The following is a 21,880-nucleotide window of genomic DNA, read 5'->3' as shown; positions in this document are numbered from 1 at the left end:
CCGATGAGCATCCGCACCCTGATCCGCGGCGGCCTGGTCGTGACCGCCGCCGACGAACTGCACGCGGACGTCCTGATCGAGGACGGCCGCGTGGCGGCCCTGGCCGCGCACGGCTCGGCGGCCGCCGGGGCATGGACGGCCGACCGTACGATCGACGCGAGCGGGAAGTACGTCATCCCGGGCGGGGTCGACGCGCACACCCACATGGAGCTCCCCTTCGGCGGCACCGCGGCCTCGGACACCTTCGAGACCGGAACCCGGGCCGCCGCCTGGGGCGGCACCACCACCATCGTCGACTTCGCCGTGCAGAGCGTGGGCCAGTCCCTGCGCGAGGGACTCGACACCTGGTACGACAAGGCCGACGGCAAGTGCTCCGTCGACTACGCCTTCCACATGATCCTCTCGGACGTCAACGAGGGCACCCTCAAGGAGATGGACCTCCTGGTGAGCGAGGGGGTCACCTCCTTCAAGCTGTTCATGGCCTACCCGGGCGTCTTCTACAGCGACGACGGGCGCATCCTGCGCGCCATGCAGCGCGGCGCCGCCAACGGCGGGCTGATCATGATGCACGCCGAGAACGGCATCGCCATCGACGTCCTGGTCGAACAGGCCCTGGCCCGCGGCGAGACCGACCCCCGCCATCACGGCGAGGTCCGCAGGGTGCTCCTCGAAGCCGAGGCCACCCACCGCGCCATCCAGCTCGCGCGGGTGGCGGGCGCCCCCTTGTACGTCGTCCACGTCTCGGCGGAGGAGGCGGTGGCCGAGCTGGCCGCCGCCCGCGACAAGGGTCTGCCCGTCTTCGGAGAGACCTGCCCGCAGTACCTCTTCCTGTCCACCGACAACCTCGCCGAGCCCGACTTCCAGGGCGCCAAGTACGTCTGCTCCACCCCGCTGCGGCCCCGCGAGCACCAGGAGGCGCTGTGGCGGGGGCTGCGGACCAACGACCTGCAGGTGGTCTCCACCGACCACTGCCCGTTCTGCTTCCGCGGCCAGAAGGAGCTGGGCCGCGGCGACTTCTCCAAGATCCCCAACGGGCTGCCGGGGGTGGAGAACCGCATGGACCTCCTCCACCAGGCCGTCGTGGACGGACACATCAGCCGCCGCCGCTGGATCGAGATCGCCTGCGCGACCCCGGCCCGGATGTTCGGCCTCTACCCGCAGAAGGGCACCATCGCGCCGGGTTCCGACGCCGACATCGTCCTCTACGATCCGCACGCCGAGCAGGTCATCTCCGCCGAGACACACCACATGAACGTGGACTACTCGGCGTACGAGGGCAAGCGGATCACCGGCCGCGTCGACACCGTGCTCTCCCGCGGCGAACTCGTCATCGACCGGCGCGAGTACGCGGGCCGGGCCGGCCACGGGGTCTTCGTCCCCCGCTCCACCTGCCAGTACCTGTAAGGAGTGTCCGTCATGGACTTCGGCCTCGTCCTGCAAACCGATCCGCCCGCCTCGCAGGTCATCAGCCTCATGCGCCGTGCCGAGCGCAACGGGTTCCGCTACGGCTGGACCTTCGACTCCGCCGTGCTGTGGCAGGAGCCGTTCGTCATCTACAGCCAGATCCTGGAGCACACCCGAAAACTGCACGTCGGGCCGATGGTCACCAATCCGGGCACCCGCACCTGGGAGGTCACCGCCTCCACCTTCGCCACCCTCAACGACATGTTCGGCAACCGCACCGTGTGCGGGATCGGGCGCGGGGACTCGGCGATGCGGGTCGCCGGACGCGCGCCGAACACGCTGGCCCGGCTCGGCGAGGCCATCGAGGTGATCCGCGACCTCGCCGAGGGCCGGGAGGCGGTCGTCGACGGCAATCCGATCCGGATCCCCTGGATCCGGGACGGGAAGCTCCCGGTGTGGATGGCCGCGTACGGCCCGAAGGCCCTCGCCCTGGCCGGGCAGAAGGCGGACGGGTTCATCCTCCAGCTCGCCGACCCCTACCTCACCGAGTGGATGGTCAAGTCGGTCCGGGACGCCGCCGCGGCGGCCGGCCGCGACCCTGCGTCGATCACCATCTGCGTGGCGGCCCCCGCGTACGTCGGCGAGGACCTCGCCCACGCCCGTGACCAGTGCCGGTGGTTCGGCGGCATGGTCGGCAACCACGTCGCCGACCTGGTCGGCCGCTACGGCGAACACTCCGGGCTGGTCCCGGACGCCCTGACGGAGTACATCAAGGCCCGACAGGGCTACGACTACAGCCACCACGGCCGCGCCGGCAACCCGTCCGCGGACTTCGTCCCCGACGAGATCGTCGACCGCTTCTGCCTGCTGGGCCCGGCCGAGGCCCACATCGAGAAGCTGCGCGCCCTGCGCGACCTCGGCGTCGACCAGTTCGCCCTCTACGACATGCACGACGCGAAGGAGTCCACGATCGACGCCTACGGGCAGCACATCATCCCGGCACTCAGATCCTGACGCCCGGGCCCGGCCCGGGCCCGGATCGCGACCTGAAGGGACGCGCGCTCATGCTGGACCACACGATCGGCGACGACACCCCGGACCGCGTCGAGCTCGCTCCCGGCGAAGTCCCCTCCGACGGCCGTTTCGCCAACCCCGACCTCCTGCCCGTACCGGTCGGGGCCAGGCGCTGGACCACGTACAACTTCACGGCCCTGTGGGTCGGCATGGCGCACAACATCCCCTCGTGGCTGCTCGCCTCCGGGCTGGTGGCCCTGGGAATGGACTGGAAGCAGGCCGTCTTCACCATCGCCCTGGCCAACCTCATCGTGCTGGTGCCGATGCTGCTCACCGGGCACGCCGGCCCCAAGTACGGGATCCCGTTCCCGGTCCTGGCCCGGGCCTCCTTCGGGGTGCGCGGAGCGAATCTGGCGGCGCTGATCCGGGCGGCCGTGGCCTGCGCCTGGTTCGGGATCCAGACCTGGATCGGCGGGTCCGGGATCTTCGTCCTGCTCGGCAAGATCTTCGGCGGCTGGGCGGACGCCGGGGAGATCGCCGGCCAGCCCTGGACCCTCTGGCTGTGCTTCGTCCTCTTCTGGGTCCTCGAACTCGCCATCATCTACCGGGGGATGGAGACGCTTCGGCGCTTCGAGAACTGGGCGGCACCCTTCGTCATCGTCGGCGCCCTGGCGCTCTTCGTGTGGATCGGGCTGAAGGCGGGCGGCTTCGGCGAACTCCTCGACCAGCCGTCCAAGCTCGGCTGGGGCGCGGACTTCTGGCCGGTCTTCTTCCCTTCGCTCATGGGGATGATCGCCTTCTGGTCCACCCTCTCGCTCAACATCCCGGACTTCACCCGATTCGGCGCCGGCCAGCGCTCCCAGATCCTCGGACAGACGCTGGGGCTGCCGACGACGATGACCCTCTTCGCGCTGCTGTCGGTGTTCGTCACCTCCGGCTCCGAGGCGGTGTACGGCACCCCGATCTGGGACCCGGTGGAGCTGGTCTCCAAGACCGACAACGTCTTCGGGCTGCTCTACGCCCTGGTCACAGTGCTCGTCGCGACGATCTCGGTGAACATCGCGGCGAACGTCGTCTCCCCGGCGTACGACCTGGCCAACCTGGCTCCCCGCCGGATCAACTTCCGCAGGGGGGCGCTGATCACGGGGGTGGTCGGCGTCCTGATCATGCCGTGGAAGCTGACCTCCACCCCCGAGCTCTACATCTTCACCTGGCTCGGCCTGGTCGGCGGCCTGCTCGGAACGGTCGCCGGCATCCTCATCGCGGACTACTGGATCGTGCGGCGCACGAGGCTTTCGCTGCCCGACCTGTACCGGGAGGGCGGGCCGTACTGGTACACCGGCGGCTGGAACGTCCGGGCGCTGGCGGCCTTCCTGGTCGGCGGGGTGCTGGCCATCGGCGGCTCGCACTCGGCCCCCGGCCAGGGCCCCTTCCCCGAGGACGGCCTGATCCCCTTCCTGAAGCCGCTGGCGGATTACGGCTGGGCGGTGGGTCTGGCCTCGTCCATGCTGCTGTACACGGCGCTCATGCGCCGGCAGCGTCCCGACGGCTGACCCACCGGCCCGGGCGTCCACCGCCTCGGCGAACCACGGGTCCGTCACGATCTCCTGCACCGTGCAGCAGCCGGCGGCCTGGAGGGCGACCTCAGCGACCCTTCGGGCGCCCGGCCCCGGATCGTAGGCGAAGGTCCCGCGCGCCAGACGCGGCGGGCAGCTCCGCTCGGCCGGTTCACCCGCGGTCCACCCGGAGTCCAGCCCTTCGCAGGGAACCGTCGGTGGGGTTTGTCAGCCGGGCGTGCTTTGCTGGAGGCATGATCGATGAGTTCCTGGCACGAGGCCTGTCCGATGTGGAAGAGGCCGTCCGCAAGGCGGCGGCGGTCGAGATCATGCCGAGATTCCGCCAGCTCGCCGACCACGAGGTCGACGAGAAGACCGGACCGCACGACCTGGTGACGGTCGCCGACCGCAAGGCCGAGGAGCACCTCACGGCCTCCCTGACGCGGCTGCTGCCCGGTTCGGCCGTGGTCGGCGAGGAAGCCGTGCACGCCGACCCGACCGTGTACGCGGCGCTGCGCGCGGACGCCCCGGTATGGATCGTGGACCCCGTCGACGGCACCCGGCAGTTCGTCTCCGGCGACCCCGCCTTCTGCACCCTGGTGGCGCTGGCCCACCACGGGGAGATCCTCGCCTCCTGGACCTTCGCCCCGGCCCTGGACGAGCTGGCGACCGCCGTGCGCGGGCAGGGCGCGTACGTCAACGGCGAGCGGATCCACAGCGGCTCGCCCGAACGGGGCGCCGAGCTGCGGATCGCCATGGCCCACCCCCTGTACACCTCCGAGGAGGACAAGCGGACCCTGGGCCGGCTGGACGTGCCCGGTGTGGCGGCCAGGCCGTGCGGATCGGCGGGCCTGGAGTACCTGAAGGTGGCCCGCGGCGAGATGGACGGCCTGGCCTTCACCTGGCCCTCGGCCTGGGACCACGCGGCCGGGCTGCTGCTGGTCGCCGAGGCCGGCGGGGCGCAGACCACCGTCGCCGGGGTGCCCTTCCGGGTGGACCGGGACAACGCACTGCCCTTCGCTGTCGGCCGGGACGAGGCCACCGCGGTCCGCATCCGCGACCTGCTGCGGGGTTAGGGAACGCGCGGCCGGAATATCCTGGGGAACGCAGGCGCCGCCGGACGAAGGAGTCGCAAGTGCCGTCGATTCTCGATGCGGTCGTGGTGGGGGCGGGGCCCAACGGGCTGACGGCCGCCGTCGAACTGGCCCGGCGCGGCTTCTCGGTGGCCGTGTTCGAAGCCGCCGACGCGGTCGGCGGCGGCGCCCGGACCGAGGAGCTGACCCTCCCCGGCTTCCGGCACGACCCCTGTTCGGCCGTACACCCGCTCGGCATCGGCTCGCCCGTCTTCGCCACGATGCCGCTGAAGCGGTACGGGCTGGAGTGGCTGCACGCCCCGCTGCCCATGGCGCACCCCTTCGACGACGGCACGGCCGCCGTCCTGTCCCGCTCGGTCGCGGAGACGGCGGCGTCCCTCGGGCCGCGGGACGCGGGTGCGTACCGCCGGCTCGTGGGTCCGTACCTCGGCAAATGGGACACGCTGGCCCGGGACTTCATGTCGCTGCCGGGCACCGCCCTGCCCCGCGACCCCGTCACCCTCGCCCGCTTCGGGCTCACCGGGCTGCCCCCCTCGACCTGGCTCCTGCGCCGCTTCCGCGAGGACCGCGCCCGGGCGTTGTTCGCGGGGCTCGTCGCGCACGTCATCGCCCCGCTCGGCGGGATCGCCACCGGCGCCGTGGGCCTGGTCTTCGCCCTGGCCGCGCACGCGAACGGCTGGCCCATGCCGCGCGGCGGCTCGCAGTCGATCTCCGACGCGCTCGCCGGGTACCTGCGGGACCTCGGCGGTACGATCCACACCGGCTTCGAGGTCAAGCGGCTCGACGACCTCCCGCCGGCCCGCGCGTACGTCTTCGACACCTCGCCGACCGCCCTGGCCCGGATCGCGCGCCTGGGCCGGGCCTACGAGGGCTACAGGTACGGCGCCTCCGTGTTCAAGATCGACTACGCGCTGGACGGCCCCGTCCCGTGGACCGCCGAGGAACCCCGCCGGGCCGGCACCGTCCAGGTCGGCCCGCGCACCCGCGACATCGACGCCGCCCTGCAACTCGCCTCGGGCGGCCGCGCCCCGCGCAACCCCTTCCTCATCACGGCGCAGCCCAGCCTCGCCGACCCCGGCCGGGCACCCGCGGGCAAGCACGTGTTCTGGGCGTACGGGCATGTCCCGGCGGGCTGGGGCGGAGACCTCACCGACGCCGTCGAACGCCAACTGGAGCGCTTCGCACCGGGCTTCCGCGACCTGGTCCTGGCCCGCGCCACCGCCGGCCCGCCCGAGCTCGCCGCCCGCAACGCCAACTACGTCGGCGGGGACATCGCCTGCGGCGCCGCCTCGGGGCTCCAGCTCCTGCTGCGCCCCAAGCTCTCCTTCTCTCCGTACACGACCCCCCATCCGGCCGTCTTCATCTGCTCCTCCGCGACCCCGCCCGGCCCGGGCGTGCACGGCATGTCCGGCCACAACGCCGCCAAGGCGGTCTGGCGCCACCTGCGAAAGGACTTCTGATGCCCCGCATCACCCTGGTCCTCGGCGACATCACCACCGAGAAGGCCGACGTGATCGTCAACGCCGCGAACTCCTCGCTGCTCGGCGGCGGCGGGGTCGACGGCGCCATCCACCGGCGCGGCGGCCCGGAGATCCTCGCCGCCTGCGAGGACCTGCGCCGCTCGCACTACGGCAAGGGCCTGCCCACCGGCCGGGCCGTCGCCACCACCGCGGGCCGGCTCCCGGCCGGGCACGTCGTCCACACCGTCGGCCCGGTCTGGTCGCGGGAGGAGGACCGGTCGGCGATGCTGGCCTCCTGCTACCGCGAATCCCTGCGGGTCGCCGACGAGCTGGGGGCCCGCACGGTCGCCTTCCCGGCCATCTCCACAGGGACCTACGGCTGGCCGATGGACGACGGGGCGCGGATCGCCGTGGAGACGGTACGGGAGGCCCGGACCGAGGTGGACGAGGTCCGGTTCGTGCTCTTCGACGCGTCGGCCTACGCGGTCTTCGAAGCGGCGGTCGGGGCCGCCCGGTAGGCGACGCCGCCGACACCGAGGGGTGACCGGCGGGCTTCAGGGGCGTCGCGCGGACCCGCCGGGGGAGGGGCGGGGGTACGTGCGGGACTGCTTGACGCTGCCGAACGCGAAGCTCGACTCGATCGAGGCGATACCGGGAATGGCGTGGATCCGGTGGCGCACCAGGGCTTCGTACGCCTCCAGGTCCTCGATGACCACGCGCAGCAGGTAGTCGCTGCTCCCCGCCATCAGGTAGCAGTCCTGGATGTGCTCGATGACCGCCACGTGCTCCTCGAAGAGCCGGACCGCCTGAGCGGTGTGGCGTTCCAGCCGGATCCGGACGAAGACGGTGACCGGGAGCCCGAAGGCGACCTGGTCGACCATGGCCGTGTAGCCGCGGATCAGACCGGCCTCCTCCAGGCGCCGGACGCGGCGCAGACAGGGCGACGGGGAGAGCCGGACGCGGTCGGCGAGGTCCTGGTTGGTCAGGCGCCCGTCGGCCTGCAATTCCCGGATGATCTGCAGATCGACTGCGTCCACGGCCACTCCTTGGCAGATCCTGCCCCAAACGTATGTCCGAGAGGCAGAACTGGCAATCGGCTGCCCCGGCCGAAGCCCTAGCGTTGCCCTCGAACGGGCCAGACCGGTCCGCTCTCAGAGGCTGGAGCACATTTTCCGTGGTCGCGACGAACATCACCGGGGTGACCGCGCCTCCTGACACAGCGGTCCCGCCGGCCGGAAACCCCGGCCGGCTCGGGCTCTCCCCGCACGCCCAGGGCGTGCTCGCGCTCCTGGTGACCGTGTCGATCTGGGCCGCCTTCGCGCTCAGCGCCCGGGCCCTGAGCGCGTCCACCCTCCTGCCCGCCGACGCGGCCCTGCTGCGCTTCGGCGTCCCGATCGTCGTCCTGCTCCCCGCGCTGTGGCGGCGCCGCCACCGGATCGCGGCGGTCCGGCCGGGCCCCGCGATCAAGATCGTCTGTGGTGCGGGCGTGCCGTTCTTCCTCGCGGCGATGCACGGCGGCGCCCTGACGTCCGCGGCGTTCGTCGGCTCGATCGTTCCCGGAATGGTCCCGTTGTTCGTCTCCGCGCTCATGGCCGCCCGCGGCCACGGCGCGCCCCGCGGAACCCAGGCCGCCGGGCTCGCGCTGATCGCGGTCGGCGTGATCGCCCTCGTCTGGCGCTACGTCGTCCCCGTGGACACGGACGTACTGGCGGGGGCCGGCACCCTCCTGGTCGCCAGCGGACTGTGGGCCCTGTACACGGTCGGCCTGCGGGACGTCGACCTCGATCCGGTCGGCTCGATCGGACTGCTGTGCCTGCCCTCGTTCGCGGTCATCGGGCTCCTGGTCCTCACCGGGGTGCTCCCGACGGGCCTCGCGCACGCGGCGGGCGGCGACATCGCCCTGTTCCTCGTCGTGCAGGGATTCGGGGTCGGCCTGTGCGCCGGCCTGCTGTACGCCTTCGCCATCCGCCGGCTGGGCGCCGAGCGCAGCTCCGTCGTCGGCAGCCTCAGCCCCGTGGCCGTGGTCCTGCTGGCCATCCCCCTCCTCGACGAATCACCCACCCTCGCCGTGCTCGTCGGCGTACCCCTCATCACCGCCGGCGTCGTGCTCGCCAACCGCCGTCCCGGCATCCGTCACGTACCCGAGGTTCCCGAACATGCTTGAGCTCCTCCCGCCGCCGCCCACCGACCCGCTGTGGGAACTGACCGCGGAGTTCGCCGCCGACGAGCGGCCCGAGCGCCTGAACCTCGTCCTCGGCGTCTACCGCGACCACACGGACCGCACGCCCGTCATGGCCGCCGTACGTGAGGCCGAGATCCGTCTGGCGGAGCGCTCCGAGTCCAAGGAGTACCGGGGACTCTCCGGCAACGCCGCATTCAACCGGGTCCTGCCGGCGCTGGTCCTGGGGTCCCAGGTGCCCGCCGACCGCGCCGTGGCCGTCCAGACCGTCGCCGGCTCCGGCGCGCTGCGGCTGCTGGCCGACCTGATCTGCCGGACCCGCCCGGGCACGACGGTCTGGATCAGCGACCCGGCGTACGTGAACCACCGGCCCATCCTTGAGGCCGCCGGGCTGACGGTCCGTACGTACGGCTGGCGCGACGCCCAGGGCGGCTTCGACGCGGAAGGCGTGCTGCGGGAACTGCGCGGCGCGCGGCGCGACGACGTCGTCCTGCTCCAGGGGTGCTGCCACAACCCGACGGGAGCCGATCCCACGCTGGACGCCTGGGAGGCGCTGGCCGAGCTGGCCGTCCGGGGCGGCTGGATGCCGTTCGTCGATCTCGCCTACCACGGGCTCGGGGACGGGCTGGAGGCCGATCTGCTGCCCACGCGCATCCTGGCCGCCCGCGTGCCCGAGATGCTCATCGCCGTCAGCTGTTCGAAGAACTTCGGCCTCTACAGCGACCGCACCGGTTGCGCCATCGTCCTCGGCGCGTCCGGCCGGGCGCTGCGGCACGCCGAGACGGCCTTGCAGAACGCCGCCCGGACGCTGTACTCGATGCCGCCCGAGCACGGCGCCGCCGTCGTCACGACGATCCTGGAGGACGCCGGGCTGCGGGCCGACTGGCAGGCGGAACTGGAGGTCATGCGCGGCCGGATCGAGGCCAACCGGTCGGACCTGACGACGCACCTGAGCGCCCTGGGCTGCGGCCCGCAGGCGCGGGCCCTCGCGCGGCAGAAGGGGATGTTCTCGATGCTGCCGCTCACCGCGGCGCAGATGCTCCGGCTGCGCCGGGAGTTCGCCGTCTACGGCACCACGTCGGGGCGGATCAACATCGCGGGAATCCCGGGCCACCGCATCCCCCGGCTCGCGCAGTCCGTCGCGTCCGTCCTCGGCGGGGCGCCCGCGCCCAGGCTGCTCGAAGGCGCGCTGGGGAACTAGTGCCGATGCGCGCCGGGGAACCGGTGCGACAGCGGGACCCACGCAGGCGGACGAGCGCACTGGGGAACCGCGCGGAACAAGACAGTCCCCGGCAGTCTCGCCGATGCCATGAGCCATCCGCCGTCGCCGATGGCTCCCGTGGTTCGCAAGAGCTGCCGGGGGCCTGGCCAGAGCCTGGACAAGGGTCACGCGAGCCTCTGGACGTCTCCGGAGGGAGGTGCGGCTCTATCCGGTATTCCGGTGTAATGATGAGTTTCCTCCCTATTTCGCCCGAGTCAAGACCTGTGCCCGCTCGACTTCGCAGGCGCCCTACACCCAGTTGACCTCCGCCCGCTCCAGCAGCGGGTCGTCCGTCAGCTGGAACAGCGGCACGGCGAAGTTGCCCGACCTGAACCGCCCGCCGAAGTGCAGGCCGAGCACCCGGTGGTCGGCCAGGTCGAAGACCGGGGAGCCGCTGTTGCCGCCGAGCGTGGAGCAGTCGTGCGTCATCGTGAACCCGGGCCCGTCCGGGACCAGCGCCGTCGCCGTGCCCGGCTGGAGCCGCTTCACGTTGTAGATGTCCATGAAGATGCGGCTCATGGCCTCCGGCTCGTTGCGGCGGCCGTCCGCCGCCGGGTAGCCCACCACGTACACGGGCCGTCCCGGCAGGTCCGGCGGAGCGTCGGCCGCGACCGGCAGCGGCGTCGGCAGCGGCCCGCCGCCGCCGGCCGTCGGGGACACCCGGAGCAGTGCCATGTCGACGTCCTGGTGGATGCCGATGACCTCGGTGACCTTGAACTCGAACGATCCGTCGGTGGCGGGCGTGCCGAGTTCCTCGGCGGTGTCGATGCGCGCACCCATGCCCTGGCGGAAGGTGAACCCGCCTTCGCCGTCCGCACGGCTGAACTCGGCCGCGACATGGCGGTTGGTCATCACGGCGAACGGCGAGACCAGGAAGCCCGTGCCCAGCCAGTCCAGTTCCGCGTGGCCGGAGACCTCCACCCGGCCGACCCGCTCGATCGACTTCCGGATGCCCGGCCGCTGCCCGTCCAGCAGCGCCCAGTCGCCCGGCTGCGAGGCGAAGTCCTGGCCCTGGACCAGGATCGCCGGGCGGCCTTCGAGCAGGACGATCGCCTCCACCCCGAAGTACTCGTCCGCGTCGACGTCCCCGGTGCGGCCCGCCGCCAGCTTCTCCAGCCCGCGCACCCCGGCTTCCAGCACCCTGGCCCGCTCCTCCCGGGCGGCGCGGCCGATCTGCGCGGCCGCCTCGTCCTCGCGGGGAAGCTCCTCGGCGGACTCGAGTATCTCCGTGTCCTTCTCCGCGTCCAGCCCCTTGCGTACGCGTGCGGCCACCTCCAGCAGGTCCTCTCGGAAGACCTGCTCGGGCCCGGTCGACACCGGTGATCCAGCGCGCATCTCACACCTCCTGTGGTCGTGGCCGCCGCGTCAGCGTGACTGGGCCGCGGCGATCTCGTCGTGGATCTGCGGGCTGTGCTCCCGCAGGTGCCGCATGATGGCGCTCAGTTGCGTGCCGACGTTCACGAAGGCCGTGTTCTTGCCCTGGAAGCTGACGTCCGAGACGCGACGCGTGCCGCGGTGCAGGGCCACCACGGTCCAGTCGTCGGTCAGCACCGGCGAGCCGGAGGAGCCGCCCCGGGTGTCGGTGAAGTAGCGCACGTCCCGGTCGTCCGCCTCGAACGCGAGGTTGTTGCGCAGCGCGATCCGCTTCGGCTCCCCACCCGGGTGCTGGATGATGTTGAGCGCCACCGGCGTGTCCTTGGCCACCGCCAGCGGTGCGGTGGCGACGCGGAGGAAGGGCCGGGGCGGCGCGGCGGCCAGGCGCAGCACGGCGTAGTCGAGTTCCTCGTCCCAGGCGACGAGTTCGCTCGCCTGCGCCTCCTCGGTTTCCGAGTCGTCCTCGCTCAGGTAGTCGAACCGGGAGCGTGATCCCTGAGCCTGGAGCCGGAGGTCCGCCGGGTCCGCCACCTGCTGCTGGCCGTCGGTGCGCTTGCGGGCGTTGACCACGTGGTGGTTCGTGACGAGCAGGTCGGGGGCGATCAGCCAGCCCGTGCCGGTGTGGGGCAGCGCCAGCGGCTGGAGCAGGGCGCCCCCCTGGTACGGCAGCACCTTGATGCGGGCGACCGAGGAGCCCGCCAGCGCTCCGCTGCTCAGGAAGTCGAAGGGCACCGTGTCGTCCCGGAAGATGATCTCTTCCTTGGTCTCCCCGGTGGGGACGTCGGGCGCCACGTCGGGCTCACCGGCAGCGTCGCGCGCCACCCGGTCCAGTGCCTTGAGGACCACGTCGCGGGCAGCGGCGTCGGTGAGCTGGTCGGCGGCGTTCCGGAGCCAGACGGCCAGCGGCACGGTGCCGTCGATCAGCCGCTCCACCCGGTTCATCTCGTTGAGGTCCGAGTGGACCTGCTGGCCGGGCGCCGCGAGGAGCGGCAGCGAGCCGCGGTACTTCGGGAGGATGCCCGTGAACAGCAGGCTCCGCAGTGCCGGGTCCGTCAGACCCGTCTCCACCGCGGTGTCCCGCAGCTGTACGACGTCGTCCTGCGAGAGATACGTGTCGCTCATGGTCGATCAGGCCGCTCTGTGGCCGTTCCCTTCGGCTGGCTCTGCTGAGTGGTCCGCCCAGCCCGGCTCCGACGCGACCGGCGGCGCGTCCGTGGGTACGTCCGTGGGTACGTCCGTGGGTGCGTCCGGCCCGGGGGTGGCGGCACCGGCGCCCATCGCCGCCGCTACGCCCGAGACGAGCTCGCCGCTCCGGTCGTCGAGGGCCAGGAGGCGCCTGGCGAGCCGGTCGAGAGTCCCGAGCCGGCGCGCCTCGCGCAGGGTGCCCCGCACCCCCTGGTGGGTGGCCCCGGTCGTGTCCCCCCGGTCGGGCGGCCCGACGGAGTCCTCCAGCAGGCGGCGCAGCGAGTCCCGCAGCTCGGGCCGGCGGGCCACCACGCGGCCGATCGCCTCGCCGAGGACGTCCAGGACCCCGTCCTCGGCCTCGGGCAGGCCCACGACGTCCAGGACGTGCTCCAGGATCCGCGGGTGGTCGCGCGAGACCTCGGCGACCGCGGCACGCACCAGGGCGGGCTGGCGGACGAGCTCCGCGTCGGGCAGCCGCCGCAGCCGCTCGGCGAGCCTGCCCTCGACCTCCTCGTCGTTTTCCTCGACGCCGGACGCCAGCCGTGCACGGGTCAGCAGGGCGCCCAGCGCCTCGAAGTCCTTGCCCAGGCCCGTGGCGATCTCCTCGGCCTCGGCGAGGTCCTCGTCGGCCTCGCCGAGCTCGCCGTCCGCCTCGGCCAGCCGGGCGGAGAGGAGCAGCAGCTCCAGCTGCAGTCCGGGGAAGCCGTCCTCCTCGGCGCGGGTCACGGCCGCGTCGGCGGCCGCCCGGGCGTCGGCACGACGGCCCAGCCGGTCCAGGGTCTCGACCCACAGGGGGTGCAACGGGCTGCCCGAGGTCCACGGGCGCCGCTCCTCGAGCCGGGCCGCGGCCGCGTCGGTGTACCCCTGCGACAGCAGGTCCTCCACCTCGCGGGCGGTGATGCGCTCCCAGTCCTCCTGGTCCGCCTCCGCGAGCACCTCGTCCGGGGCGTGGCCGCCGAAGCGCCCGGCGAGGTACGCGGCGGACCGTCCCGCCATGTCCTCGTCGGCCCCGGTGAGGAACCGCTCGACACCCGGCAGCCAGCGCAGCTCCACCTCGCGCGGGCTCTCGTTCAACCGCAGCCGGTGGTAAATCTCCTCCGCGCGCGGCTCCAGGCCCTCGCGTGCCGCGTAGTACGCGACGGCCCGCTGCCCGACCGCCCGCATCACGTCCGCACGGGCGCGGTCGGCCAGCCGCAGCATGATGGCCCGCAGGTCGGCCCGGTGGCGTACGGTCCCCGGACCGGCGGATTCCACCAGGTCGAGCCGGGAGAGCAGCTCGAAGAGGCGCTCCGCCTCCAGATCGGAGTCCACCGCCAGTCCGCACGGCTCGGCGAGGACTTCCCGGATCAGTCCGGGGGTGATGGTCCGCAGCGCCATCCCGGCCTGGGCCAGGGCACGGACGTCCTCGTCCCCGATGCGCCTCAGGATCCGCTCGTACAGGGTCCCCTGGATGAGCATCTGGTCGACCTTGCGGAAGAAGTGCCGGCGCCGCCGGGGCAGGCTCTCGATGAGTTCGTTCAGCGACTCGGCCCGGTCGCCCTCCTGTTCGGCTGCCCGCGCCGCCAGCTTCAGGCTCAGGGGATTGCCGCCCACGCGCTCGGCGAGCTTCTCGGCGAGCCGTTCGTCGGTCACCCCGCAAGAGACGAGGAGGGCCACGGAGGACTTCGGTCCGAGGTCGTTCAGCTCGATGGCCAGCGGCTCCACCACCCGGGCCGGATGCTGCTTCAGCAGTCGGCCGGCGACGACGGTGCGCAGCCGCGGGTGCACCTTCTGGAGCGCCGACCAGACACCCCACATGCGGCCGAGCTCGGGGGAACCGCGGTACTGGGCCTCCTCGAAGGAGTCGATCACGAGCACCAGGGGCGGCTGCTCCCGCGCGGGCACCCCCACGGCCTGGACGACGAGTGTCGCGAGCTGGGCCGCCAGCATGCCCTCGCGCGCGGCGGCCAGGGCGTGCACGCCCGACTGGGAGAGCCGCGCCATCGTCGCCCGGGTGGTGGCGAGTTCGTAGAGCTCGTCGACCGTGTCCTCTTCGGTCCGGTGGAGGCCGACGGTCTCCTCGCAGGCATGCGCCAGCGCGTCGAAATCGGCGTGGTGGTCCGGGAACTGGACGCGGAGCTGCCGGGCCATCTCCGCGATCAGGGTGGCCGGTTCGCGGACCGAGAGGGTGGGCCGTTCGAAGTCGACGTACGCGAAGGGGAACGCGGTCGGGAAGTCGCGCAGGCTGTCCCGGAGGAACGTCGCGAGCAGGGCGCTCTTGCCGACGCCGCTCGGCCCGTGGACCAGCACCGGCCGCTTCGTGCCGGTGCCGACCGCCCGGGTGAATTCGTCCTGGAACGGCGTGGGCAGTCCGATGTAGGCGCGCAGCCGGGCGAGTTCCTCGGCGCGCCCCTGGAAAGAGCCGCGTGCGAGGCGGTCGAGGGGCTGCATCAGCCGTGCCCGGTCCAGCAGCTGCTGTACTTCCTCGCACTCCGGGATGCCCGTGATGCCCGGGATCTGCGCGAGCCACAGCACCGCCTGCAGGGTGTGCGGCAGCTCGTCCATCTTCTGGTGGCCGAGGTCCGGGGGCGTGCCGTCGAGGTAGGTCAGCGCGGTGCGTTCCGGGCCCGGGCCGGGCTCGATCTGCTCCAGGTTGGCCAGCAGGGCGAGGCGGGCCCGTTCCGGACCGGCGAAGCCGCGCAGTGCCGTGTCGCGGACCTCCGACTTGAGCACCCAGGTGAAGGTGTTGCGCGCGCCGACGGCCCGGCAGTCGGGCAGCAGCTCCACCCCGGCCGCCCCGGAGGGCTCCTCCTCGCCGGGCAGCTTCAGCCGCGCCGGGTCGAACCGGCTCATCAGGGACGCCGCTTCCCGGTAGGCCTTGCGCAGGTCCGATACGTCTGCGGGGCCGGGGGCGGCCGCCATGGCGGTCAGCCGCTCGCTCAGGCACGCGCCGAAGTCCTCGCCGGGGGTGAGCCCGCCGTAGAGGCGGACCGACGCCGCTGCCGCCGCGCAGACCTTGCGCATGTAGCTGTCCGGGCCGGAGGCCTCTCCCGCCCGGAGGACGGCGGGGACGGTCGTTTCCACGAGGCCGGCGATCCGCTGCGCGTCCGGGGGCGTCGAGGCCTCGGTGAAGAACTGCCGGAAGAACTCCCGAAGATCGTCCGGGCCGAACATCCGGGCGGTGTCCCTGACCTCGTTCTTGCGTATTTCGTACGGGAGCTGGCGCATCGTCGGGGAGTATCCGAGCAGTACCAGCCGCGGCGGTACGTCCGGCGGCGCCGGCCTCTGGTTGTAGATGGTCAGGGCCAGCTTGCCGATGCAGTCCCAGACGTCGGAATTGGCGTCGAGCTTGTCGCAGTCGTCGAGCACCAGCCAGTACTGGCCGGTCGCGGTGGTGGCCTGACTGACGACGCGGTGCACGGCCGCATCGATCTCGGGTAGTGGATCGTTCAATTGTGTCGGATTCAAGGGCGAGAGGGCCGTGTTCGCGAGCCCCGGCGGGGTCGCGTCCGACATCGCGGTCGGGTCCGCGACCGACTCGGTGAGCCTGTGGACCAGCTGCTCGGCGGTCGAAGTCCGGTTCAGTGTCACCCGCACGGGTCGGAAATTGCAGTGCTGGCCTATGTGCCGGATCAGTGTGTAGCTGTAGGAGCGCCCGCTGTCCGGCTCTCCGTCCACCACCAGAACGGTCTTGTCGGGATCCTCGAGGAATTCACGGAGCCGCTTCCTGAAGTCGGCCCGGTCGATGAACACCTCGGCGCCGTTGCTGAGCACGGTGCTGAGGAAGAAGTCCTGGGGTGAGACGTGCAGCCGCGCGGCCTCCTCCAGCTCGCACTTGAGACGCTGGGCCTCTTTTCCCTCCGGGACGGAGGTCAGCGAGTCGATCCGCACGAGAGTGCTGAGCAGCTGGAGTTGCGTTTCGATACCGCTGGTCCGCACCGCCTCCACCAGGGCGACGGAATTGTCGCTGCTCACCCAATTCAGTGGTATTTTGCTCACGAACTCGGGTGAGAATCCGAACTGGATCAGCTTGGGCCGGGGTTCGCCGGTTATGAAGAAGTGGTCCCGCACCATTTCGGTGACGAGTCCCCAGTCGGTGTCCTTGGGAGACATACCGCACCTGCCCAGCCGCCGTAGCGGCGCGGAAAGACGGACTGCCTGATACCTGTCATGGTTTCACTCGGCCCGGTCCGTCGCAACGCGGCCGAACAGCGCGCGGACCGCATGCCGGACGGGCGCGCTGCCCAGGTACTCGGCGATGCCGTGGTGATTGCCGCTGTCGTTCCTGACCAGGTGGTCGGTGACGAGACCGGGAGGACCGTACTCGGGCCGCAACCAGTGGTCGAGCGCCACCAGGTCCCGCAGGTCCGAGACGTTGGACCAGGCCGCCACACCCGCCGGGACCGCCGTCGGGAGCGCGAGCCGGTCCTGGACCTCGGTGATGCCGAGAGGAGATCCCGCGCTGACGAACAGGGTGACGTCCCGTCGCTCCTCGCGGAGCACCTCGTAGGCGATGACCGAGCCGAGGCTGTGCCCCAGCACGACGAGCGGCCCGTCGCGCACGCCGGCCAGTTCGCCGCGGACGACCTCGCGCATCGCCTCGCCGACCCCGCCGAAGAAGTACGCGTACACGTCCTCGAAGGTGAGCTTCACGAGCAGCTCGAAGACGGGCGCGCGCATGAAGAGGGGGAGCGGCAGAGCCTCGGTCAGGTAGGAGGAGGCCGGAGCGGGCACCGCGTCCTCGGCCCGGCCGAGGGTCTCCGCCGAGTACGTCATCTTCGCCAGCCAGTCCGCCAGGTCCTCCTCCCCGGCCTGCGCCGACCGCCTGCCGAGCGCCGGACCCGCCTTCCGGCGCGCCTCGCGGAGCGTGTGCTCGATGAACTCCTCCGGGGTCTGCGGCACCCCCGTGTCCGGGAGTTCCCGGACGGGCGGCGGGCCGCCGGACAACGGGTCGGGCTCGTCGTCGGGCAGGGGAGTGCCGTACCGGATCGGTGCCCAGTAGGCCATTCGCGACGCCGCGCCCATGTCCGTGCCGAACAGCGCCCTGTCCCACTGGGACTTGAGCAGTTCCTTGCGGACCTTGTTGCCGTTGCCGTGGACGTAGAGGACCGTGGCGCCGTCCATCTCAGCTGCCCAGGACCACGTCCCCGTAGCTCTTCAGACGTTTCCAGCGCTCCGCGGGGGCGCGGGTGACGGGCATGAGGTCGGCGGCCGGCAGCGGCCCGAAGCCGAGGCCGGTGAGCTCGACGATGTCGGTGACCGGCACCTGGAACGTGCGGAACGGGCCGAGCGGTGGCGGATCGCCGGGCCTGGCGCCCGCCATCGCCCGCTCCCGGCCCCGGCTGAGGTCCGGGCTCTGGTCGAGGATGTACCCGGTCGAGGCCAGTCGGCCGTCCTGCACGAAGGCGGCCACCTTCCAGAAGCGCAGCGGCACCTGGATGCCCCGGTAGGGCGGGTCGGAGTCGTGCAGGACGGGACCGGTGAAGACGGACAGCTTGCGGTCGAACTTCGCCGCGTGGTCGAGCAGATGGTTCTCCAGGCCCTGCCACAGCTCTTTGCCCTGGTTGAAGGAGTCCTGCTGCGGGGCCGCGTTGGTGAAGTGGAAGGTGTCCGTGTTCGCGCGGTCGGCCTCGGCCGCGGCACCCCAGACCGGGTCCAGGCGGCGGACGAGGTGTCCTCGGTCCAGGGAGTTGTCGCGGTAGATGTCGTTGCCGGCCTGCTGGGCCTCGGGTACGCGGGGGTCGAACCCCCAGGCGTCGTCCCGGGGTACGTCCTCCACGAGCCGCTCGCCGTCGATGCAGACGGCGGTGGAGGCGGCCAGCCTGCGGTCGGGGCGCAGGACGACGGTGAAGTGGGTGTAGGGGAGGACCACGGTCTCGACCCCCGCCGCGTCGGGCAGGGGGAGCGGAACGACGGGACCGAGGAAGGACTCGTCGTAGCCGGTGCGATCGGTGAGGGAGTCCGGCCGCGCCTTGGCGCCCGCCGCCCGATCCGGCGGCGTATCAATTGCGTTCATAAGATGGCAATACCGTGTGCAAGTGATCGTTTACGGTCCGGGGCCACGGGCCACCCGAACAGCGGCCATCCCCCGGGCTCCCCCCGGCAGGCCCGATCGGGCGGCGTCCCCCACGCCCCGGTTCAGGCGGCTGCCACCGCGGAACCCATGCTGTCGACCCCCTTCACCCGCCACGCCCCGAGGAGTACCCGTGCCCACTGGCCTGTCCATCCACGTCGGTCTGAACAAGGTCGATCCCGCCGCGTACGACGGCTGGGACGGCAAGCTCCTGGCCTGCGAGAACGACGCCCGCGACATGGCGGCGGTGGCCCGCGCCGGCGGGTTCGGCGACACCGTGATCCTGACCGGCGACGGCACGGTGGAGAACATCACCGGGGAACTGCGCAAGGCGGCCGGACGGCTCAAGAGCGGGGACATCCTGCTCTTCACCTACTCGGGCCACGGCGGCCAGATGGACAACGTCGTCGGATCGGACGACGAGCCCGACCGGCTGGACGAGACGCTGGTGTTCTTCGACCGCCAGTTCCTCGACGACGAGCTGTACCGGGAGTTCCGGCGGTTCGAGGAGGGGGTCAGGATCGTCGCCCTGCTGGACTGCTGCCACAGCGGCAGCGCCATCGAGTCCCTCCAGGGGCTGCTCACCCCGGAGGCGCTGCAGTCGCAGTTCCAGACGCGTGACCCGGGCCAGGTGGAGGCGGCGTCCCGGCTGATGCCGCTGCTCAAGCAGCAGCAGATCTTCGCCCGGGACCGGTCGTTCTACGAGGGCCTCCAGCGCGAGCTCAAGGACGGCAACGGCGGCCGCCCGGCGCCCGGCGCCCTGCTCATCGCCGCTTGCCAGGACAACCAGGTGGCGTCCGACGGAGACGTCAACGGACTGTTCACCGCGAACCTCCTCGAGGTGTGGGGGAAGGGCGCCTTCCAGGGCGACTACCGCACCTTCCACCGCGACATCCAAAAGCGCATGCCCGCCATCCAGAGCCCGAACTTCTACACGACGGGCAGCCCGGCGGACGGCTTCCTCAAGCAGAAGCCGTTCACCATCTGACACCGGCTGCCGTGCGACCGCCCCCGGTGCCTCCGGACGCAGAGCCCCGTGCCGGTGCCTCGGATAGGGTGAATCGGTAGGAATCAGGCCCCCCGGGGTGAGGTCGGTGCGTTGGACACTTACCAGTCGACGAGCGAGGTGCCGGACCCGCCGGTGGCGGCTGTCGGGTACGCGGGCGTGCTCCGCGAGCTGCTGCCGATCGCCCTGTGGCGGGAGGACGCGGACGGACGTGTCGTCGAGTGGTCGCTGGCGGCCCAGGACCTGCTCGGGTACCGCCCCGAGGACATCCGTGGCCGCCTCGGCTCCGAGGTCCTCGTCCCCGACGCCAACCGCGAGCTCGCCGATCAGCTGACCCGCCGGGTCCAGGCGGGCGAGACCGTCGTCGGCACCCTGCCCGTGCGCCACCGGGACGGCCACCGCGTCGTCATGGAGATGTGGATCGTCCCCGCTCCCGACCCCCAAGGGCGTACGGGGGCCATGCTCATCGCCGTGGAGACCTCCGAGGTGCTCCACATGCGCGACTCGCTCGCCGCGCTGCAGAGCCTCTTCACCCAGTCGCCCATCGGCCTCGGCACCCTCGGCCTCGACCTGCGCTTCCTCCGGGTCAACGACGCCCTGGCCCGGATGAACGGGGTCCCGGCCGCCGACCACCTGGGCAAACGGCTCACCGAGGTCGTGCCCGGGGTCAACGCCGCCGCGCTGGAGGCGACCATGCGCCAGGTCCTCGACCGCGGTGCGGCCGTCGTCGACGTGCGCCGCACGGGACGGACCGCGGCCGACCCCGATCACGACCGGACCTGGTCCTGCTCCTACGCCCCGCTGCTCGACGGCTCCGGACGGCCCCTGGGCCTGATCGCCTCCCTCATCGACATCACCGAGAGCCAGTGGGCCCAGGCCGAAGCCGACCGGGCCAGGCACCGGTTCGCCCTGCTCGCGGAGGCGGGCACCCGCATCGGCACCACCCTGGACCTCCACCAGACGGCCCAGGAGATCGTGGACGTCCTCGTACCGCAGCTCGCGGACTCGGCCGACGTACAGCTGCTCGAAGCGGTCCTGGGCCCCGACGAGGCCCCGGTGGCCGCAGCCTCCACCCGTGGGATCCTGCGCCGGCTGGCGGCCACCTTCCCCGACCCGGACGCCCCGACCGCGAGGCTCGTCGCCGGCCAGACCTTCCAGATCCCCGCGGGCACCGTCTACGAACAGGTCGTCGCCGCGGGCCGACCGATGAACCTGTTCGTGTCCGACATCCCGGCGCTCATCACCGACCCGCGCGCCGATGCCCTGCGCTCCTACCTCGCCACCCTCGGCTCCGCCCGGATGATCCCGCTGGTCGCACGCGGCCAGGTGCTCGGCGCGGTCACCGTGACGCGGCTGCGCAGCCGCGAGCCCTTCGACGAGCAGGACTGCGTGCTCATCGACGAGCTGGTCGCCCGCGCCGCCCTCAACATCGACAACGCCCGGATGTACACCCGTCAGCGGCAGGCCGCCCTCACCCTCCGGCGCAGCCTCACCAACAGCGAGCTGCCCGAGGTCCCCGGCCTCGAACTGACCGGGCGCTACCTGCCCGCCAGCGACCACGACGTGGGCGGCGACTGGTTCGACGTCATCCAGCTGCCCGGCGGACGGACCGGGCTGGTCATCGGGGACGTCATGGGCCACGGGATCCACGCGGCGGCCGTGATGGGCCAGCTGCGCACGGCGGTACGGACCCTGGCGCGCCTCGACGCGCCCCCGGCCCGGATGCTCGGCTCGCTCGACGCCGTGGTGGCCGACCTGGGCGAGGACGAGATGGCCACCTGCGTCTACGCCGTCCACGACCCGGCGTCGGGCGGCTGTGTGATCGCGCGTGCCGGCCACCCGCCGCCCGCGGTCGTCGCCGCCGACGGGACCATCACCTTCCTCCACGGCCCGCCCGGCACCCCGCTGGGCACGGGCGGGCAGGACTTCCGCACCGAAGAAGTACAGCTGCCCCCCGGAAGCCTGCTCGTCCTCTATACCGACGGCCTCATCGAGGCCCGGGACCGGGACCTCGACGAGGGGATGGACCAGCTGGCGCGGGCCCTGCGCGGGGTGGAGCAGCCCCTGGAGGAGCTGTGCGACAGGATCCTGGAGCGGCTGCTGCCGGGCGCTCCACAGGACGACGTGGCCGTCCTGCTGGCCCGTACCCGGACGGTGTGAACCGGCAAGGACGGGTAGCCGGGGAGAACCAGGAAGCTGCGGAGAGCCGGGAAACCAGGAAGCGGCGGAGAGCCGGGAAGCCGGAAGCCAGGCAGGCGAGGAAGCACCCGAAGACCGGCGCTGACCGGCCGGCCC

General features: G+C 72.1%; 16 protein-coding genes. 10 read left to right on the top strand and 6 right to left on the bottom strand.

Features of this window, described 5'->3' with window-relative positions:
- The first annotated feature begins 3 nt into the window (after nucleotides 1–3).
- The 6 genes from hydA to AB0D48_RS06545 all read left to right on the top strand — a co-directional run bounded on the left by hydA (nucleotide 4) and on the right by AB0D48_RS06545 (nucleotide 7,046).
- Nucleotides 4–1,404 carry a dihydropyrimidinase gene (gene hydA / locus AB0D48_RS06570; RefSeq protein ID WP_362391456.1) on the top strand — a complete coding sequence of 467 codons (1,401 nt, stop codon included), beginning with the start codon at nucleotides 4–6 and terminating at the stop codon, nucleotides 1,402–1,404.
- A gap of 12 nt (nucleotides 1,405–1,416) precedes the next feature.
- Nucleotides 1,417–2,418 carry a TIGR03842 family LLM class F420-dependent oxidoreductase gene (locus AB0D48_RS06565; RefSeq protein WP_362391454.1) on the top strand — a complete coding sequence of 334 codons (1,002 nt, stop codon included), beginning with the start codon at nucleotides 1,417–1,419 and terminating at the stop codon, nucleotides 2,416–2,418.
- Nucleotides 2,419–2,468: 50 nt separating this feature from the next.
- Nucleotides 2,469–3,971 carry an NCS1 family nucleobase:cation symporter-1 gene (locus AB0D48_RS06560; protein ID WP_362391452.1) on the top strand — a complete coding sequence of 501 codons (1,503 nt, stop codon included), beginning with the start codon at nucleotides 2,469–2,471 and terminating at the stop codon, nucleotides 3,969–3,971.
- Between the two features lie 257 nt (nucleotides 3,972–4,228).
- The gene (locus AB0D48_RS06555) at nucleotides 4,229–5,050 is read left to right on the top strand and encodes an inositol monophosphatase (RefSeq protein ID WP_362391450.1); all 822 of its coding nucleotides are present in this window, start codon (nucleotides 4,229–4,231) and stop codon (nucleotides 5,048–5,050) included.
- 59 nt (nucleotides 5,051–5,109) lie between these two features.
- Nucleotides 5,110–6,528 carry an NAD(P)/FAD-dependent oxidoreductase gene (locus AB0D48_RS06550; protein ID WP_362391448.1) on the top strand — a complete coding sequence of 473 codons (1,419 nt, stop codon included), beginning with the start codon at nucleotides 5,110–5,112 and terminating at the stop codon, nucleotides 6,526–6,528.
- Nucleotides 6,528–7,046: an O-acetyl-ADP-ribose deacetylase gene (locus tag AB0D48_RS06545; protein ID WP_362391446.1), complete on the top strand. Its 519-nt coding sequence runs from the start codon at nucleotides 6,528–6,530 to the stop codon at nucleotides 7,044–7,046. Before AB0D48_RS06550 ends, AB0D48_RS06545 begins: the two co-directional genes overlap by 1 nt.
- A gap of 36 nt (nucleotides 7,047–7,082) precedes the next feature.
- Here the strand turns inward: AB0D48_RS06545 and AB0D48_RS06540 are convergent, their stop codons facing one another.
- Complete coding sequence (locus AB0D48_RS06540; protein ID WP_362391444.1) at nucleotides 7,083–7,565, bottom strand: Lrp/AsnC family transcriptional regulator; 483 nt, start codon at nucleotides 7,563–7,565, stop codon at nucleotides 7,083–7,085.
- A 137-nt stretch (nucleotides 7,566–7,702) separates the two neighbouring features.
- On the opposite strand from AB0D48_RS06540, the gene AB0D48_RS06535 reads away from it, so the two are divergent.
- Together AB0D48_RS06535 and AB0D48_RS06530 are read left to right on the top strand one after the other, a co-directional pair.
- A complete protein-coding gene (locus AB0D48_RS06535) occupies nucleotides 7,703–8,692 on the top strand; it encodes a DMT family transporter (protein ID WP_362391442.1) in 990 nt (329 codons plus the stop codon).
- Nucleotides 8,685–9,908 (top strand): aromatic amino acid transaminase, encoded by a 1,224-nt coding sequence (locus tag AB0D48_RS06530; RefSeq protein ID WP_362391440.1) that lies wholly within the window; start codon nucleotides 8,685–8,687, stop codon nucleotides 9,906–9,908. Before AB0D48_RS06535 ends, AB0D48_RS06530 begins: the two co-directional genes overlap by 8 nt.
- Nucleotides 9,909–10,217: 309 nt before the next feature.
- On the opposite strand, the gene AB0D48_RS06525 is transcribed toward AB0D48_RS06530, so the two are convergent.
- The 5 genes from AB0D48_RS06525 to AB0D48_RS06505 form a co-directional block, all read right to left on the bottom strand.
- Nucleotides 10,218–11,303 carry a serine protease gene (locus tag AB0D48_RS06525; RefSeq protein ID WP_362391438.1) on the bottom strand — a complete coding sequence of 362 codons (1,086 nt, stop codon included), beginning with the start codon at nucleotides 11,301–11,303 and terminating at the stop codon, nucleotides 10,218–10,220.
- Between the two features lie 30 nt (nucleotides 11,304–11,333).
- Entirely contained in the window at nucleotides 11,334–12,464 is a 1,131-nt protein-coding gene (locus tag AB0D48_RS06520) for a trypsin-like peptidase domain-containing protein (RefSeq protein WP_362391436.1), read from the bottom strand.
- 6 nt (nucleotides 12,465–12,470) lie between these two features.
- Nucleotides 12,471–16,619, bottom strand: a complete 4,149-nt coding sequence (locus AB0D48_RS06515; protein ID WP_362391434.1) for an ATP-binding protein — start codon at nucleotides 16,617–16,619, stop codon at nucleotides 12,471–12,473.
- A gap of 63 nt (nucleotides 16,620–16,682) precedes the next feature.
- Nucleotides 16,683–17,630: a hypothetical protein gene (locus AB0D48_RS06510; protein WP_362391432.1), complete on the bottom strand. Its 948-nt coding sequence runs from the start codon at nucleotides 17,628–17,630 to the stop codon at nucleotides 16,683–16,685.
- 1 nt (nucleotide 17,631) lies between these two features.
- The gene (locus AB0D48_RS06505) at nucleotides 17,632–18,522 is read right to left on the bottom strand and encodes a DNA/RNA non-specific endonuclease (RefSeq protein ID WP_362391430.1); all 891 of its coding nucleotides are present in this window, start codon (nucleotides 18,520–18,522) and stop codon (nucleotides 17,632–17,634) included.
- A gap of 190 nt (nucleotides 18,523–18,712) precedes the next feature.
- On the opposite strand from AB0D48_RS06505, the gene AB0D48_RS06500 reads away from it, so the two are divergent.
- Nucleotides 18,713–19,567 carry a caspase family protein gene (locus AB0D48_RS06500; protein WP_362391428.1) on the top strand — a complete coding sequence of 285 codons (855 nt, stop codon included), beginning with the start codon at nucleotides 18,713–18,715 and terminating at the stop codon, nucleotides 19,565–19,567.
- 111 nt (nucleotides 19,568–19,678) lie between these two features.
- Entirely contained in the window at nucleotides 19,679–21,745 is a 2,067-nt protein-coding gene (locus AB0D48_RS06495) for a SpoIIE family protein phosphatase (RefSeq protein ID WP_362391426.1), read from the top strand.
- Nucleotides 21,746–21,880 lie beyond the last annotated feature (135 nt).

Source organism: Streptomyces sp. NPDC048269 (assembly GCF_040652395.1).
Classification (GTDB): domain Bacteria; phylum Actinomycetota; class Actinomycetes; order Streptomycetales; family Streptomycetaceae; genus Streptomyces.
Note: the sequence above shows the minus strand (reverse complement) of the source record. Positions and strands in the feature narration are given on the sequence as shown.